Annotated in this window: 18 protein-coding genes; 12 read left to right on the top strand and 6 right to left on the bottom strand. The window is 66.6% G+C overall.

The genetic code is table 11. The features are described 5' to 3' along the window. The first annotated feature begins 84 nt into the window (after nucleotides 1-84). The 10 genes from LH19_RS16175 (at nucleotide 85) to trhO (ending at nucleotide 10599) form a co-directional block, all read left to right on the top strand. Complete coding sequence (locus LH19_RS16175; RefSeq protein WP_201258363.1) at nucleotides 85-1263, top strand: hypothetical protein; 1179 nt, start codon at nucleotides 85-87, stop codon at nucleotides 1261-1263. A 58-nt stretch (nucleotides 1264-1321) separates the two neighbouring features. Beyond that, nucleotides 1322-1993 carry a spermidine synthase gene (locus LH19_RS16170; protein ID WP_054730159.1) on the top strand — a complete coding sequence of 224 codons (672 nt, stop codon included), beginning with the start codon at nucleotides 1322-1324 and terminating at the stop codon, nucleotides 1991-1993. Between the two features lie 73 nt (nucleotides 1994-2066). After that, on the top strand, nucleotides 2067-3278 hold the full coding sequence (locus LH19_RS16165) for a hydrolase (RefSeq protein ID WP_054730153.1): 1212 nt from the start codon (nucleotides 2067-2069) through the stop codon (nucleotides 3276-3278). Next, a complete protein-coding gene (locus LH19_RS16160; protein WP_054730151.1) occupies nucleotides 3275-4276 on the top strand; it encodes an arginine N-succinyltransferase in 1002 nt (333 codons plus the stop codon). Before LH19_RS16165 ends, LH19_RS16160 begins: the two co-directional genes overlap by 4 nt. Further along, nucleotides 4277-5530, top strand: a complete 1254-nt coding sequence (locus LH19_RS16155) for an N-succinylarginine dihydrolase (RefSeq protein WP_145923491.1) — start codon at nucleotides 4277-4279, stop codon at nucleotides 5528-5530. 215 nt (nucleotides 5531-5745) lie between these two features. Beyond that, nucleotides 5746-6018, top strand: a complete 273-nt coding sequence (locus tag LH19_RS16150; protein ID WP_054730144.1) for a metal/formaldehyde-sensitive transcriptional repressor — start codon at nucleotides 5746-5748, stop codon at nucleotides 6016-6018. An 11-nt stretch (nucleotides 6019-6029) separates the two neighbouring features. Further along, the gene (gene dmeF / locus LH19_RS16145; RefSeq protein ID WP_054730141.1) at nucleotides 6030-6962 is read left to right on the top strand and encodes a CDF family Co(II)/Ni(II) efflux transporter DmeF; all 933 of its coding nucleotides are present in this window, start codon (nucleotides 6030-6032) and stop codon (nucleotides 6960-6962) included. A gap of 31 nt (nucleotides 6963-6993) precedes the next feature. Beyond that, nucleotides 6994-7788 (top strand): SDR family NAD(P)-dependent oxidoreductase, encoded by a 795-nt coding sequence (locus LH19_RS16140; RefSeq protein WP_167346284.1) that lies wholly within the window; start codon nucleotides 6994-6996, stop codon nucleotides 7786-7788. Between the two features lie 29 nt (nucleotides 7789-7817). Continuing rightward, entirely contained in the window at nucleotides 7818-9833 is a 2016-nt protein-coding gene (locus tag LH19_RS16135) for a GMC family oxidoreductase N-terminal domain-containing protein (protein ID WP_054730135.1), read from the top strand. Nucleotides 9834-9861: 28 nt separating this feature from the next. After that, a complete protein-coding gene (gene trhO / locus LH19_RS16130) occupies nucleotides 9862-10599 on the top strand; it encodes an oxygen-dependent tRNA uridine(34) hydroxylase TrhO (protein WP_082395793.1) in 738 nt (245 codons plus the stop codon). Between the two features lie 18 nt (nucleotides 10600-10617). Here the strand turns inward: trhO and LH19_RS16125 are convergent, their stop codons facing one another. Continuing rightward, nucleotides 10618-11214 carry a TetR/AcrR family transcriptional regulator gene (locus LH19_RS16125; protein ID WP_054733668.1) on the bottom strand — a complete coding sequence of 199 codons (597 nt, stop codon included), beginning with the start codon at nucleotides 11212-11214 and terminating at the stop codon, nucleotides 10618-10620. A 143-nt stretch (nucleotides 11215-11357) separates the two neighbouring features. Between LH19_RS16125 and LH19_RS16120 the strand changes: the two genes are divergently transcribed. Continuing rightward, on the top strand, nucleotides 11358-11750 hold the full coding sequence (locus LH19_RS16120) for a RidA family protein (protein WP_054730127.1): 393 nt from the start codon (nucleotides 11358-11360) through the stop codon (nucleotides 11748-11750). Between the two features lie 33 nt (nucleotides 11751-11783). Here the strand turns inward: LH19_RS16120 and LH19_RS16115 are convergent, their stop codons facing one another. Further along, nucleotides 11784-12410: a class I SAM-dependent methyltransferase gene (locus LH19_RS16115; protein ID WP_054730124.1), complete on the bottom strand. Its 627-nt coding sequence runs from the start codon at nucleotides 12408-12410 to the stop codon at nucleotides 11784-11786. Nucleotides 12411-12506: 96 nt separating this feature from the next. Here LH19_RS16115 and trxB point away from each other — a divergent pair, with 96 nt between their 5' ends. After that, the gene (gene trxB, locus LH19_RS16110) at nucleotides 12507-13472 is read left to right on the top strand and encodes a thioredoxin-disulfide reductase (protein ID WP_054730119.1); all 966 of its coding nucleotides are present in this window, start codon (nucleotides 12507-12509) and stop codon (nucleotides 13470-13472) included. Here the strand turns inward: trxB and LH19_RS16105 are convergent. Genes LH19_RS16105 through LH19_RS16090 form a run of 4 tightly spaced genes read right to left on the bottom strand, consistent with a single transcriptional unit; the run spans nucleotide 13469 to nucleotide 16156 of the window. After that, complete coding sequence (locus LH19_RS16105) at nucleotides 13469-14260, bottom strand: hydrolase 1, exosortase A system-associated (protein WP_054733664.1); 792 nt, start codon at nucleotides 14258-14260, stop codon at nucleotides 13469-13471. The genes trxB and LH19_RS16105 overlap by 4 nt on opposite strands. After that, complete coding sequence (locus tag LH19_RS16100) at nucleotides 14245-14913, bottom strand: alpha/beta hydrolase family protein (protein ID WP_054733661.1); 669 nt, start codon at nucleotides 14911-14913, stop codon at nucleotides 14245-14247. The genes LH19_RS16105 and LH19_RS16100 overlap by 16 nt, the downstream gene beginning before the upstream one ends. A 17-nt stretch (nucleotides 14914-14930) precedes the next feature. Then, complete coding sequence (locus LH19_RS16095) at nucleotides 14931-15197, bottom strand: acyl carrier protein (protein ID WP_054730113.1); 267 nt, start codon at nucleotides 15195-15197, stop codon at nucleotides 14931-14933. Continuing rightward, the gene (locus tag LH19_RS16090; RefSeq protein WP_234715948.1) at nucleotides 15194-16156 is read right to left on the bottom strand and encodes a GNAT family N-acetyltransferase; all 963 of its coding nucleotides are present in this window, start codon (nucleotides 16154-16156) and stop codon (nucleotides 15194-15196) included. The genes LH19_RS16095 and LH19_RS16090 overlap by 4 nt, the downstream gene beginning before the upstream one ends. Nucleotides 16157-16224: the final 68 nt, after the last annotated feature.

The raw sequence follows: 16224 nt of genomic DNA, 5'->3' as shown, positions 1-16224 counted from the left end.
ACAGCCATGAAGGGTTCGGCGCGGCCGCGTCGTCATCGGGATGGACAGCAATTGGAGCAGGGGATGCAAATCATGGTGCGGCATATGGCGATGTTGGTGGCCCTCCTTCTTTCGGTCGCCACGGCATTCGCACAGGCGCCCCGGACGAAGGTCGCGATTCTCGGCGTCGATCACGCCGCCCAACTGGTGTCCGAAAAGGACCAGCCGGCGATGCTCGCCGCCTATCTGAAGCTGGTGAAGCCGGCGGCGATCTGCATCGAGCGCCCGCCCGCGCCGGCGGCACGCGGCGACTTTTACGAATATACCTATGAGGTCCAGGGTGTGATCCTGCCTTTTGCGAAAACGCATCCGACCGCGCTGTGCCCGATCGACTGGATGCCGCCGATCGAGGATCAGAAGCTGGGCTTCGGCCTCGATGTCGAAACTCCGCTCGAAGTTCGCAAGGCGCAGGGTTTTCAGGGCTTTCTGACCTTTCCCGACAAGAAGGTGCTGGCGTGGGACTTCTTTTCTGCCGAAGATCCGAAGACACTCGAAGCGCAGCAGCAATGGGCGCGCGAGCCCGCGCCGCGCGCCGATCGCGACCTGCCGCGCCGCCTCTATCTCTATCGCACCTTCATGCAGGCACAGAATATCCGCGCCGCCGCCCGCGCGCATCGCGGCGAGACGTTGCTCGTCGTCGTCGGCTATTTCCACAAGCCCGATATCGAGGCGATCCTCAAGCATGATGGCGATATCGAACTGGTGTCGCCCGCCAGCCTTGGCCGGCCGACGCCGGAGCAGGTCCGTGAAGCGACGACCGGCGAACAGCGCGCCGCCATCCTCGCCTTCAACCTGCTGGGCATGCAGGCGGCGACCGGCAATGTCGACTGGGGCTGGGTCGAACGCGTGCTCGGCGATTTCGCGGCGGGGAAGAATAGGGGCGAGGCCGAATTGTTCCGGACGCGGCATGAGGTGCTGACAGGCAAGCTTTCGCCAGCCGAGGCCGCGCGGCGCTACGCGGCGATCGCCAACGATCCGGCCGCCGCCGTTCCCTTCACCTGGAACGGGGTGCAGGACAGGACGCGGATCGATTCCTTCTTCGATCCGTTCGGCAACCTCGACGTGAGCGCCCGCGCCCGGATCGAGCTGGCGCGCAGCCTGTTGGCGCAAGGGAAGGACAAGGCGGCCACACAGGAACTCGACCGCGTCGCCGCCGATCTGTCGCCGCGGATGGCGTTTCAGCTGCGGGGCTATACGCCCTTGCTCAAGCCGCCTGTCCAATAAGGCGGAGAAGCCCAAATCGCCGGTGGCAACTTCCGGGCTGCCACGTATAGGCAAGGGCATGACACCCCGCGAACTCATCGACACCGCAAATGTCCCCGGCGGCGAGCAATTGCGCCTGTACCGGCGCGGCGGCGATTTCATCATCGCGATCGGCGGCAACGAGTTGATGAACAGCCGGATGAGCGGGTCCGAGGAAGCGCTTGCCGAGATGAGCTGCGACCGCTTGCGCAGCGATGCCGCGCCGCACCTGCTGATCGGCGGTTACGGCATGGGCTTCACCCTGCGTGCGGCGCTGGCCCGGCTTGGTCCGGACGCCCGTGTGACCGTTGCCGAACTGGTACCGGAGATCATCGACTGGGCACGCGGGCCGATGGCGGCGTTGACCGCCGGCGGGCTCGACGACCCGCGCGTCGAGTTGCGACTGGCCGATGTTTCGGGCGTGATCGGGGGCGTGGTCGGGAAATATGACGCGATCCTGCTCGACGTCGACAATGGCCCCGACGGGCTGACGCGCGAAGGCAACGACCGCATCTATTCGATGGGCGGGCTCGCCCGCGCCAAAGCGGCGCTCCGTCCCGGCGGCATCTTGGCGGTCTGGTCGGCGGCGCCCGATGCCCGGTTTACGCGCCGGCTGAAGGATTCGGGATTCACGGTCGAGGAAGTGACCGTCCGCGCGCGGGCGAGCGGCAAGGGGCCGCGCCACCTGATCTGGTTCGCGCGCGCCGCCTGACCGGTTACGCTGGAAACCATCGGCAGCGGCGAGGGGGGTCGCAAAGCGCCCTCGGGCTGGCTATAGGCGGTGGATGACCAGCCTCACCGCCAGTGAAAGCGCGACGCTCGAACGCGCCGCCGATGCCCCGATGCTGGCGCAGGTCGAACAATGGGCCGCAGTGAACAGCGGCACCGGCAATCTCGCGGGCCTCAGGACGGTCGCTGGACTGCTGGCCGATGCCTTTGCCGCCTTGCCCGGCGAGGTCCGGCTCGTCGCACCCGATTCGGTCGAAAATGTCGACGCCGCAGGCCATGTGAAGACGATCCAGCGCGGCGACCATCTGCATCTTCGCGTCCGCCCCGAAGCGCCGGTGCAATTGCTGCTGACCGGCCATATGGACACGGTGTTCGCCGCCGATCATCCGTTCCAGTCGCTGCGCTGGCTGGAAGACGGCGTGCTGAACGGCCCCGGTACCGCCGACATGAAGGCGGGGATTTCGGTCATCCTTGCTGCGCTTGGCGCACTCGAAGCGTCGCCCTTCGCCGCACGCGTCGGTTATGACGTCATGATCAACAGCGACGAGGAAACCGGCAGCCACGCCTCGGCGGCGCTGATCGCCGAGCTGGCGCAGGGCAAGACTGCGGCGCTTACCTATGAGCCCGCGTTGCCGGACGGGACGCTCGCGGGCGCGCGGCCGGGAAGCGGCAATTTCTCGATCCTCATTCACGGCCGTTCGGCGCACGCGGGGCGCAATCCCGAGGAGGGGCGCAACGCCCTGATCGCCGCGGCCGATCTCGCGCTGCGACTGAACGCGTTGAAATCGGCGGAGCTCAAGGTCAATCCGGCGAAGATCGACGGCGGCGGCCCGAACAATGTCGTGCCCGATCAGGCGATTTTGCGCGTGAACATGCGTCCGTCGACGCCCGACGCCATGGCGGCGGCCGAGACGGCGCTGCGCGATGCGGTCGCGGCGGTGTCGCACGAGCACGACGTCCATTGCCACCTTCACGGCAATTTCAACCGTCCGCCCAAGCCGCTCGACCCGGCCGCGACGCGGCTGTTCGAACTGGTCCGCGACTGCGGTGCCGCGCTCGGCCTGCCGCCGATCGGCTGGAATGCGACCGGCGGCGTCTGCGACGGCAATAATATCGCGGCGTGCGGGATTCCGGTGGTCGATACGATGGGGCCGCGCGGCGGCGCGATCCATTCATCGGACGAATTTCTGATCGTCGACAGCCTTGCCGAACGCGCGCAACTGTCGGCGCTCACCATGATGAGAATAGCGGAACGGGGGACTGTGTGAACTATGTGATCCGGGCGGCCAAGCCGGGCGATTTGCAGAGCATTTACGAGATGGCGAAGCTGACCGGCGGCGGCTTTACCAACCTCCCCCCCGACAAGAAGGCGCTCCGCGCCAAGCTCGAGCGCGCCGAGGCGGGGTTCAATTCCGACAAGGAATATCCCGCCGACGAACTGTATCTGATGGTGCTCGAGGATCTCGACAGCGGCGAGGTGCGCGGCACGTGCCAGATTTTCGGGCAGGTCGGCCAGCGCTGGCCGTTTTACAGCTATCGCATCGGGACCGACAGCAAGCATAGCGAACAGCTGGGTCGCACCTTTCATGCGCAGGTGCTGATGCTGAGCAACGACCTCAACGGCGCGAGCGAGGTCGGGGGACTGTTCCTTCACCCCGCGGCGCGTGCGGGCGGTCTCGGGCTGCTGCTCGCCCGCTCGCGCTACCTGTTTATTGCGCGGCATCGGGTGCGCTTCGGCGACCGTATCCTCGCCGAACTGCGCGGGGTGATCGACGAAGCGGGCGGCTCGCCTTTCTGGGACGGGGTCGCGGGCAAGTTTTTCGGGATGAATTTCCAGGAAGCCGACCAGTTCAACGCCGTGCACGGCAACCAGTTCATCGCCGACCTGATGCCCAAGCATCCCGTCTATATCGCGATGCTGGGCGAAAATGCGCGCAGCGTCATCGGCGTGCCGCATCCGACCGGCCGTGCCGCGATGCGGATGCTGGAGAATGAAGGCTTCGCCTTCGAAAATTATGTCGACATCTTCGACGGCGGTCCGACGATGACCGCGCGCACCGACCAGGTTGCCAGCATCCGCAACGCAAGACATGTCGAGGTGACGGGGATTGCCGAAGGCGGCGAGGATGCGTTGATCGCGACCGGGCGTCTCGCCGGTTTCCGCTGCTGCTTCGGAAAGGTCGGCGCCGACGGGACGATCGATGCCGAGGCGGCGCGTATATTGGGCGTCGGCAAGGGCGACGCGATCAGTTGGATCGGACGCTGAGTGATGACGACCGAAATCAATTTCGACGGCATCATCGGGCCGACGCATAATTATGCCGGCCTCAGTCGCGGCAATATCGCGTCGGCCAGCAATGCCGGCGACGTGTCGCAGCCGCGCGCGGCGGCGCTGCAGGGCATCGACAAGATGCGCCACAACCTTACGCTTGGGCTGCCGCAGGGCTTTTTCGTGCCGCTCGATCGCCCCGATGCGGCTTGGCTCGAAACGCTCGCGACCACGCTCGATGCCGCCGAGCCGCACCTGCGTGCACAGGCGTGGTCGGCATCGTCGATGTGGGCGGCGAACGCCGCGACCGTTTCGCCCGCCGCCGACAGCAGCGACGGCAAATGCCATCTGACCGTCGCGAACCTCGTCACCATGCCGCATCGCAGCCACGAATGGCAGGGCACGCTGGCGCAGCTTCGCCTTGCCTTCGCGGACCCCGCCTTCGCGGTTCACGCGCCCGTTCCCGCGCCCTTCGGTGACGAGGGTGCCGCGAACCATATGCGGCTTTGCGACAGCCACGCATCGGCGGGGATCGAGATTTTCGTCTATGGGTTAAGCGGCGGACGCTTTCCGGCGCGCCAGCATCTCGACGCCTCGAAAGCGATCGCGCGGCGGCACCGGCTCGATCCGGCGCGGACTTTGTTCATCCGTCAGTCGGACACCGCGATCCAGGGCGGCGCGTTTCATAACGACGTTGTCGCGGTCGCCAACGAACGCGTCCTCTTCACCCACGAAACCGCGTTCGAGGATCGCGAAGACGCGCATGCGCGGATTCGCGCCGCCTTTCCCGAGGTCGAAATCGTCGAGGTCCCGGCGAATGCCGTGAGCCTGCCCGACGCGATCAAATCCTACCTGTTCAATGCGCAGCTCGTCAGCCTGCCGGATGGCGCGGGCATGGGGCTGGTGCTGCCGACCGAAGCGCGCGAAACGCCGTCGGTGTGGAACTGGCTGGAGGCGCATGTTGCGGGCAACGGGCCGATCCGCAAGCTGTTCCCGGTCGACGTCCGCCAGTCGATGGCGAACGGCGGCGGTCCCGCCTGCCTGCGCCTGCGGGTCGTTGCCGATCCGGCGGCTGTCGATCCGCGCTTTATGGCCGACGAGGCGAAGCTCGACCGGATCGCCGACGTCATCGCGGGACATTGGCCCGAAGCGATTTCCGCCGCCGACCTTGGCTCGCCGGGCCTCGCCGCCGATGTGCGCCGCGCGCGGACCGCGTTGCTGGAGACGCTGGGGCTGAACGAACTGGCATGACCGGTTTTGGGCGGAAGCTGCCATCAATGCTGTGTACCCCGGCGAAAGCCGGGGCCTAGGGCGGCGTCGCACAACGGTGTTTCTTAACGCTCTGGGCCCCGGCTTTCGCCGGGGTACACAAAACGGGCGAACGTCCGCTCCCCACCCCGAAACAGACACGTATCCGCCTGCCATACGCTTGCGCGATATCAAAGAATAGGATAGGGGGGTATGATATGGGTCACACGTCCACAAACCCTGAACTGCTTGCCCGCGTCCGCCGCATCGCCGGCCAGATCGGCGCGGTCGAGAAGGCGATCGTCGCGGGCGAACCCTGCGCCACCGTCCTGCACCGCGTCGCCGCGGTGCGCGGCGCGGTGAATGGTCTGCTCGACGAAGTGATCGCCGAACATCTCGAGTCGCATGTTGCGGCACCGGGTCTCGCCGCTGCGGAGCGCAAGGCGGGGGCCGACGAATTGCTGGCGGTCATCCGCCGTTATTCCAAATAGGGGAGCGGGCGATGTCGACGACCGAATCCGCGGCGACACAGCCGCTGCACGATTTCCTCGGGTCCGCGCACGACGAAAATGCCAAGCGCACCCTGTGGGTGGTCGCGCTGACCGCGGTGATGATGGTCGGCGAGATTGCGGCCGGTTACTGGACCGGCTCGATGGCGTTGCTGGCCGATGGTTTCCATATGGCGACCCACGCTGGCGCGCTCGGGCTCGCGGCGCTCGCCTATCGTTATGCCAAACGGCACCGGCACGATCCGCGGTTCAGCTTCGGGACGGGCAAGGTCGGCGACCTTACCGCCTTTGCCTCGGCGGTTATCCTCGGCATCTTCTCGGTCGGCATCGCCTTTGAATCGATCCTGCGGCTGGTCGATCCGGTGCGCGTCGATTTTGCGAGCGCGACGCTGGTCGCAGTGCTCGGCCTCGCGGTCAACATCGTCAGCGCGCTGCTGCTGATGGGCGGACATCATCATGGTCATGACCACGGCCATGATCATGGCGACGATCATGGCCATCACCATGACCACTCCCACGGTCACGACAACAATCTTCGCTCGGCCTATTTCCACGTCCTTGCCGATGCGCTGACGTCGGTGCTTGCGATCGCGGCGCTGCTCGCGGGACGCTATCTCGGGCTGGGGTGGATGGACCCGGCGATGGGGATCGTCGGCGCGCTGGTGATCGCGCGCTGGTCGTGGGGCCTGATGCGCGACACGGCCGCGATATTACTCGACGAGACCGACGACCGGCTGGCGGCAGAGCTGCGCAACCGGATCGCTGCGATCGACGGCCTGCGCGTCGCCGACCTGCACGTCTGGCGCGTCGGTCCCGAGGCACGGGCGGCGATCGTCGAGGTCGAGGGCGCTTTATCGGCGGCCGAGCTTCGCGCCCGGCTCGGCGATCTCGGTTCGATCGCGCATCTGACGATCGCGGTGCGCTGATAGGCGGCGGGGCAGGGCGATGGACTTTGGTTTGGACGGAAAGATCGCGTTGGTCGCGGGCGCGGGGCGCGACCTCGGCCGGGCGGCCGCGCTCGGGCTGGCACGCGAGGGCGCGCATTTGCTGCTCGGCGGGCGCAGCGCCGACAGCCTTGAGGAAACGGCGGCGATGGTCCGCGACGCGGGCGGCAAGGCCACCATTCATGCCTTCGACGCGGCGGATGCGGACGGCGTTGCCGCGGCGGTCGGTGCGATGCTCGAACGGCACGGCCGGATCGACCTGTTCGCGAACACCGTCGGACCCTTTCCGGCGCGCGAAGCCGATGCCGCGCCGCCCTATGGCAGCGACGCGTCGTGGATCGCAGCCTTCGAGGGGATTTTCCTGACCGCCGCGCGGCTCAACCGGGCGGTGATCCCGGCGATGAAGGCGGCGGGGCAGGGGGCGGTGGTCAATGTGCTGGCCAATTCGGTGCGCCATTACAGCGAAAGCACCGCGCAATATGGCGCGATGAAGGCGGCGCTCGCGCATCTCGTCAAGAATCTCGCGCGCGATGTCGCGGGCAGCGGCGTTCGCGTCAACGCGGTGTTGCCGGGATGGATCCGCACCGCGCGGCTCGACGCTGCGATCGCCGACGAGGCCGCGGCGGCGGGCGTGTCGCAGCAGGAGATCGAGCGGCGGATGATGGCCGGCCACGGCGCCGCTTTTTGGGGGCAGCGCATGGGCGAACCCCGCGAATATGCCGACGCGATCGTCTTCCTGCTCTCCGCCCGCGCGAGCTATATCAACGGCGCGCTCGTTCCGGTGGATGGAGGCAGCCAGATCGCGTAAGACGGTCCCCGAAACAGGGGGCAGCGGCGATGACGGCACCGTTTAATTTCGGGCAACTCAGATTTCTGAAGGCGCTCACCGAGGCGTTGTTTGACGGCGCCGATATGGTGATTTCGGCCGATCAGGTTGTCGCCAACATCTGCGACCTGTTTGCCAAGGTCGGCGGCACCAAGCTCGACGAAATCCGCCTGTCGCTGACCGCGACCGAGCTCGTGCTCGGCGGCCCCTTCTTCACCGAAGACGATGTCGCGGGACGCGCGGAGAAGGTCAGGGACCGGTTGCAGAACAGCCAGATCGACCTGTTTCAGGACATGGCCCGGCTGCGCGGCATCGTCTATGCCTGCTATTACGGCCATTGGCAGCCGGGGCTCGAACCCGGCGATCAGGATGCGAATGCGGCGAACCCGGTGCATCGCCAGATCGGCTTTACCCTGCCCAAATTCCGCCAGCGCGGGACGGGCGAGATACCGATCGAAGCCGTGCACGGGCGCGAGATCGACCCGGCGCATATCCTCGACGCGGCCAGCCTCGGCGACGAATATGACGTGATCGTCCTCGGGTCGGGCGCCGGCGGCGGGGTCGCGGCGTTCAACATCGCGGCCCAGGGGTACAAGGTGCTGGTCGTCGAGGCGGGTCCCTTCTACCCCAGCTACGCGATCACCCATCACGAACTCGACATGGTCGCCAGCCTTTACAAGCATGGCGCGCTGCAGACCTCGACCAACCGCGATTTCGTGGTCTTTCAGGGGCGCTGCGTCGGCGGATCGTCGACGATCAACAACGGGATATGTCTGCGCGTCAACGAGCCGGGGCGCACCCACCCCGACGCGCTCGACGTGTTGGCGAAATGGGCGAGCATCGGGGCGCCGGTGGACGCCGCGGCCTTTCACGCCAGCTATGATGCGGTGCAGGCAAAGCTCGGCATCGCGAAGATCGAACCGCGCAGCGGGCGGCACAACGGCCCGCATCTGCTGAACGGGTGGGCCGCTTATGCGGCCGCCTCTTCGGACCCGCGCGAGCAGCGCGCGGTCGCCGACTGGTTCGCGAAGAATTTCGGGCCGCCCTTCACGCCGACCGCCTGCGCCTATTGCGGCTATTGCAATTCGGGCTGCGCCTATGGCCGCCGGATGGGGATCGCGCAGACTTATCTGCCCGAGGCGTGCCGCGATCACGGCGCGCGCATCCTGCCGGGGACAAAGGCCGAGCGGATCGTCTGGCAGACCGCGATCGACGGGCGGCGCGAGGCCGAGGCGGTGAAGCTGATCCTCCCCGACGGGTCGCAGCGGCTCGTCCGCGCCCGCGTCGGGGTGGTCGTCGCGTGCGGGACGATCGCTTCGTCGAAGCTGCTCGACCGCAGCGATATCGACGGCACCGGCTATCAGGTCTCGCTCAACGTCGCTTCGCCGGTCGTCGCCTTGATGCCCGACGGCGTCGGCGGCGACGCGTGGGACGAGGACCAGATGGCGAGCTATGTCGATTGCGGCGACTTCCTGCTCGAAAGCCATTTTCAGCCGCCGATGTCGATGGCGTCGCTGATGCCCGGTTGGTTCGCCGATCACGCGGCAAGGATGCAGAATTTCGGCCGCGTCCATTCGGCGGGCATCTTGTTTCCCGCCGACCGGCGCGGGCGGGTGAAGGACGACAAGCTCGAATTCCGGCTCGATACGACCGACGACCTGCCGGTGCTGCGTCGCGCGATGGCGACATTGACCAAGGTCCATTTCGCCGCCGGCGCGATCGAATGCTATCCGGCGGTCGCGAGCGGCCGAACGGTGACGGCGGATATGGATATCGACGCCTTCTTCGCGCGCGAGATTCGCGAACAGGACGATATCACTCTGTCGAGCAGCCACCCGCACGGCGGCAATGCGATCAACGAGAGCCCGCAATATGGCGTCGTCGATCCCCGATGCCGGGTGCACGGGACGACCAATGTCCTTGTCACCGACGCCAGCGTTTTCCCGAGCTGCATTCGCGTCAATGCGCAGTGGACGACGATGGCAATGGCGCAATATGCGACCGGGCGGAGCGATCCCTTTCGCTGAGCGCCGATCGCGCCTACATGCCGCCGCGATGTTCCAGGTTGCCGCCCTTTATCGTTTCGCGCCGTTCGACGACCCCGCCGCGCTGCGCCAGCCGTTGCTCGACCTTTGCGCTACGCATGAGGTCAAGGGCACGCTGCTGTTGGCGCGCGAAGGTATCAACGGCACGGTCGCGGCCAGCGCGGAAGGAGTAGCCGCGGTGATCGCCCATATCCGGGCGCTGCCCGATTGCGCCGGCCTCGACGTCAAATATTCTTCCGCCGCCGCGATGCCCTTCCAGCGCATGAAGGTCCGGCTGAAGAAGGAAATCGTGACGATGAAGGTGCCCGGGCTCGACCCCGCACGCAATGCGGCGCCCTATGTCGATCCCGCCGACTGGAACGCGCTGGTCGACGATCCCGATACGGTGCTGATCGACACGCGCAACGGGTTCGAGGTCGGCTACGGCAGCTTTTCCGGCGCGGTCGACCCGCAGACCCGAAGCTTCGGCGATTTCCCGGACTGGTGGCGTGCCCATGCTGCCGAGTTCGCAGGCAAGCGCATCGCGATGTTCTGTACCGGCGGCATCCGCTGCGAGAAATCGACCGCCTTCCTGCGCAGCGAGGGCGTCGAGGATGTGGTGCATCTGAAGGGCGGCATTCTCGCCTATCTCGAACAGGTGCCCGAGACCGAGAGCCGCTGGCACGGGAGCTGTTTCGTCTTCGACGAACGGGTGAGCGTCGGTCACGGCCTCGTCGAGGTCGGCGAGAAGGAGGAGCCGGTCACTTGACCGAGCGCGCGGGAAAAATCAGCCTTCCCGCGAGAGAAAACCCTCTGCCATGAGGCGAAAGGCGCCGACGGCCTTGGGCAGGACCGATTGCGGATCGTCGCTGGCCGCGACCCACAGGGCGGCATTCAGCGCTGCACCGCAGAGGAGGCGGGCGGCGGCTTCGATATCGACGCTCTTCATGACAGCGTCGGCAATCAATTTTTCGACGACTTGCTTCGTTGCCTCCAGACAGGCGTTCTGGCTGGGCCAGTGCGACGGGTCACCCAGAAAGGCGGGGCCGTCGAGGAGCACGATCCGTCGGACCTCGGGATCAAGCGCCATCGCGATATAGGCTTCGCCTTCGGCGAGGAGGCGCTCCCAGTCATCTCCCGCATCGGCGCTGGCGGCCCGGGCTCGCGCCGCCATTTCGCCATCGACTTCCGCCACGACCGCCGCGAGCAGCCCCTGCTTGTCGCCGAAATTATGGTATAGCGCGCCGCGCGTCAGGCCGACGGATGCGGTCAGTTCGTCCATCGACGCTGCCGCAAAGCCTTCGGACGCAAAGGCTTTGCGTCCGGCGGCAATCAGTTTGCCGCGGTTTTCTTCCATTGTTTCCGCCCGGCGCCGCGCAGCCATGATGGACTCCATTTCAAATACGCAGCGTATGTCACTTGAACGCCGCCACAGGAATTCTATATACGTCCCGTATATGAAAAATGTCCAATCGACATTCAACCCCTTGGCATTGCTTTCGAGCGCCCCGCAAAGGAGAATTCCTCATGACTCAGCGTGACCCTGTCTTCCCTGCCGGTCGGCATGACCTCTATACGTCGCAGACCTATTCCGCCGCGATCAGATCGGGCGATCTCCTCTTCGTATCCGGGATGGTCGGCAGCCGCAGCGATGGTTCGCCCGAGCCCGATTTCGAGGCGCAGGTCCGCCTGGCGTTCGCGAATCTCAAGGCAACTCTGCAGGCGGGCGGATGCGGGCTCGACGATATCGTCGACGTGACGACATTCCATACCGATCCCGAAAATCAGTTCGGAACGATCATGAAGATCAAAAGCGAAACCTTTCCGCAGGCGCCTTATCCGAACTGGACCGCGATCGGCGTTAACTGGCTTGCCGGCTTCGACTTCGAGATCAAGGTCATCGCCCGCATTCCCGGCTGACCATTACCGGGGAGAGCGTTGCGAAGCGGCGGATCAACGCAGCGGGCGGGCCGCGCCATATTCGGTCCAGCCGAAGGGGCGGGGCGTTTTAGGTACATAGGCGGCGGCTTGCCGGTCGACCGCAAACCCCGCGCGTTCATAGGCGTCGGCGATCGGCCGGGTCAGGTGGCAATTGCCGCCGATCCGCTTCCACAAGGGCTCGATTCGGCGCTGCCATTTCGCGACGCCCGGGTCAGGCGCTCCGCCATGTTCGAGGAACAGGGCGGTGCCGCCGGGCTTCAGCACGCGGCGGATCTCGGCGAGCACCGCGGCCTGGTCGGCGACCGAGCAGAGGGTGAAGGTGGTGACGATGGTGTCGAAGCGCGCGCTTTCGAACGGCATCGCTTCGCCGACGCCGCCCCGGATGTCGGCGGTCATGCCGCGCGCCTGCGCCGCCGCGCGGCTCATCGCCAGCAATTCGGGCGAGGGGTCGAGCCCGGTGAAGCTCGCGATCCGCGAAGGATCGTAAAATTCCATGTTGATGCCGCCGCCGCAGCCGAGTTCGAGGACGTCGCCCTGTGCGTGCGGCACGATCTTGCTGCGCAGCTTCATGATCTGCCCCTGCGAGCAGGCGCATTTGATCAGCCGCGGCACCCCATGACGTTCCCACCAGCTCGCCATTTTTCCGACTCCCCTTGGCGCGGAAGGTGACCCTTGCTAGCGCGGTTGGCAACACCCATCTGTGCTTGTCCGTACAGTGCGCTGCAAAGGAAGATCATGGCCGCCGTTCACCACACCAAGATGCTCATCCTCGGCTCGGGCCCGGCCGGCCTTTCCGCCGCCATCTATGCTGCGCGCGCGGGCATGATGCCCATCGTCGTGCAGGGGCTGCAGCCGGGCGGCCAGCTTACGATCACCACCGACGTCGAAAATTATCCGGGTTTCGCCGAGGTGATCCAGGGTCCGTGGCTGATGGAACAGATGACCGCGCAGGCGACGCATGTCGGCACCAGCATGATCTGGGACACCATCGTCGACGTCGACCTGTCGCAGCGCCCCTTCAAGCTGACCGGCGACGGCGGCGACGTCTACATGGCCGAAACGCTGGTGATCGCGACTGGCGCGCAGGCCAAGTGGCTGGGCGTCGAGGGCGAGCAGGAACTGGGCGGCAAGGGCGTGTCGGCCTGCGCGACCTGCGACGGCTTCTTCTATCGCGGCAAGAAGGTCGTGGTGATCGGCGGCGGCAACACCGCGGTCGAGGAGGCGCTTTACCTCACCAACCATAGCGACGACGTGACGCTGATCCACCGCCGCGATCATCTGCGCGCCGAGAAGATTTTGCAGGACCGGTTGCACGCCAATCCGAAGATCAAGGTGCTGTGGAACAAGCGCGTCGACCGTTTCGTCGCGGGTGAGGGCGTTTCAGGCCTCGTCGGCGTCGACCTGATCGACACGGTAACCGGCGAAGCAAGCCACGAGCCGACCGACGGTGGCTTCGTCGCAATCGGCCACAGCCCGTCGACCGAGTTGTTCAAGGGCAAGCTGCCGCTCGACGCCGACGGCTATCTGGAGGTCACACCGGGAACTTCGCTTACCAGCATCCCGGGGGTGTTCGCGGCGGGCGATGTCACCGACAAGGTCTACCGGCAGGCGGTGACCGCGGCGGGCATGGGCTGTATGGCCGCGCTCGACGCCGAGCGCTTCCTCGCCGAGGCCGAATATCACGCGCTGGTCGACGCCTAGCCCGCGAGGGCGCCGAGAATCCGCTGGAATAGCCAGTCGGCATCGTCGCCGGCGAAGCTGTGCGACGGGCTGGCGAGGCGTTCGATCGACAAGCTGTCGGTCCGGCAGTTTTCGATAAACGCTTGCGCCGTCCGGTCACCGGTCGCGAGCAGGATCGTCGCGGGACAGGCCACGCCGGCAAGCGCCGCGTCGAGGCGCGCCGGCAGGCCGTCCGGGGCGGCGGGTGCCGCTGGTTTCCCAAGCGCCGAAAGGCCGCGGAAGAGTTTGCCGATATCGATTTCGCCCTTGAACAGCCGCAGCAAGCTCTTCGGGTCCTTCAGCCGCGACAGATAGCGCGCGCGGATCGCCGAGGCCGGGGGTAATGCCGGCTCGTCCGCCTCGGCTTCGTCGCTCTCATAGGTCCATGGGTTGGCGAGGATCAGGGCATCGATGGGAAGCGGCTGATGGAGCAGCAGAGCACTGGCGGCATCGCAATTGCCGAAGGCGGCGATGCGGGTGAGCTGCGGCGCCGCGTTGCGAAATGCCGCAATCGCGGCGGCGATATCGGGCGCGTTGCTCGTATAGCCGCCGTTGGCGCCTTCGCTGTCGCCGATGCCGCGGCGATCGAAGCGGAACACCGGATAGCCGGCGGCCGCGACCCGCCCGGCGAGCATCGCCATGCCGCGGTGCGCGCCGCTGCGGATTTCATTGCCACCCGAGACGATCAGCAGGCCGGTCGTCCCCGGGGCTTCGTCGAGCGTCGCGGCGAGCATGGCGCCGTCGCAGGCAAAGGTCAGCCGATGCCGCATGACCGGCTCCATTCCGAGATATCGGCCGCAATGGCTTGCGCCATCGCGCCATCCTCGCCCGGCTCGGCGCGGAGCCAGAGCGGGGTTCCGGCAATGCCGTCGGCGCCGAGCCCGATGCTGCGCAGCGGGCTGACGGGCTGGGCCTCGGCTGCACCGAGCTGCTCCGTCATCGCGGGCGACAGGCGGTTGCCGGCGAGCAGCAGCGGCGCGGCCTTCGCTTCGGTCTGAAGGCTTTCGAGCGAGGTAGCCAGCCCCGCCTCGCGGTCGGCCGATACGCGTGCGCGCATCAGCGTGCGGAGCAGCGAGGCGCCGCCGGCGGGAGCGAGGCGCCACCATGCGGTCCCCTTCGCCCGATGATCGATCAACGCACCGCCACGGATCGAGGCGATGATTACGGGACCGTCGATGGCCGCCGTCACCTCGGCAAGCGCATCCTGCCAGCGGGCGAGGTCGACATCGGCGAGCGGCACGAGGCTTTCATTCTGTCCGGGGAGGTCGGGGAGGAGCGCCGCATATCCGTCCACCGCGAGTGCGCGCATCGCGAGCACCAGCGTGCGGCGGGTGCGGTTCGCTTCCTCGAACAGCGGCGGGACGATCAGGATCGTCGCGCGCGGTACCCCGGCGGGATCGAAGCGGAGCTGCTGTTCGCCCATGCCGCTCCGCATCCGCCTCAGCCGGCGACCTTGCGTTCGGAGAAGGCGAGGAGATTGCCGTAGGTTTCAAAGATTTCGCCGTCGATCTCGTCATCGTCGATGAGGATGCCGAGGCGGTCCTCCATCTCGGTGAGCACCGTTGCGACCGCCATCGAATCGAACTCGGGCAGCTCGCCGAAGAGGCCGCTGTCGGCGGTCAGCGCGGCGGCGCGCTCTTCGCCGAGGCCGAGAACATCGGCGAGCAGCGCGCGCAAGGTGGCATCGACATTGATGTGATCGGTCACGTATCTTTCCCCAGCATGGAGCGGCCAAAGGCCTTCAACGCCGGACCCCATGCCGCGATGCGCGACGGATTGAAAGCCTCGATCCGCCACAGCGGTTCGTGGCGGTTCATCCAGTCGCGCTTGTAGGCGTCGTTGCCGGTGCCGAAATCGACGCGCCGGACGCCGTCGACCTCGATCACATGGCGGAAGAGCGCGGCCGACAGCAAGGTGCCGGGCGAGGCCTTCAGGCTGTCTTCGACATGCGCCAGCTTGTGGATGAAAGCGGAGCCGTCCTCGACCGTCCAATATTGCGCCGCCACCGGCTCGCCCGCGATCCGTGCGAGCCCCATGCGAAAGGCGCCGCGCGCGCTCTCGGCCTCGGCAAAGGCGCGCAGCAGCGCGGGGTCGCCTTCCTCGGGTTTCCAGCTTGCGGCATAGATTTGCTCATAGGCGGCCCATGCGTCCGCATCGAAGACGTCGAACAGCGCGATATCGACGACGCCCTTCTTCGCCTTGCGCTTCACCGTATTCTTGAGCGCGCCGGGGCGGCTGTCCCACCAGCCATCATGATCCATATCGGAGAGGTCGAGCCAGTGGCGGTCGCCTGCGGGAAGGGCTTTCACCCACCAGCCGGCAGTACGCAGCGCATCGGCGATCGCGGCGCGGTCGGCATCGGGCACGGGATAGAGCGACAGGCGCGCCGCCTGTTCGCGCAGCTTGCCGAACAGGTCGGCGAGCGCGGCGGCGCGATCCCCGGAACCGCTGAAAAGCGGACGGATCGAGAAGCTGTACCAGTTGGTGAGACCCGCGAAACGCCCCGGTCCTTCGCGGCGAAGCGGCAGCCAGGCGCTGACGCCATCGCTGGTGCCGCGAGCATCGATACGTCCCGCGCCCGCAAAACCATGCGTCTCGAGCAGGTCGAACCATTCGCCGCGGTCGAAGGGCGAGGCAAAGCCCGCAGCGCGCGCATCCGCCGCCACTTTGCTATCATTAGCGGGATGTTCACCGTTCCCTTGCATGGTGCGGGCCTCTATCACCAGTCTCCTAA

Source organism: Sphingopyxis macrogoltabida (genome assembly GCF_001314325.1).
GTDB classification, from domain to species: Bacteria; Pseudomonadota; Alphaproteobacteria; order Sphingomonadales; family Sphingomonadaceae; genus Sphingopyxis; species Sphingopyxis macrogoltabida.
Note: the sequence above shows the minus strand (reverse complement) of the source record. Positions and strands in the feature narration are given on the sequence as shown.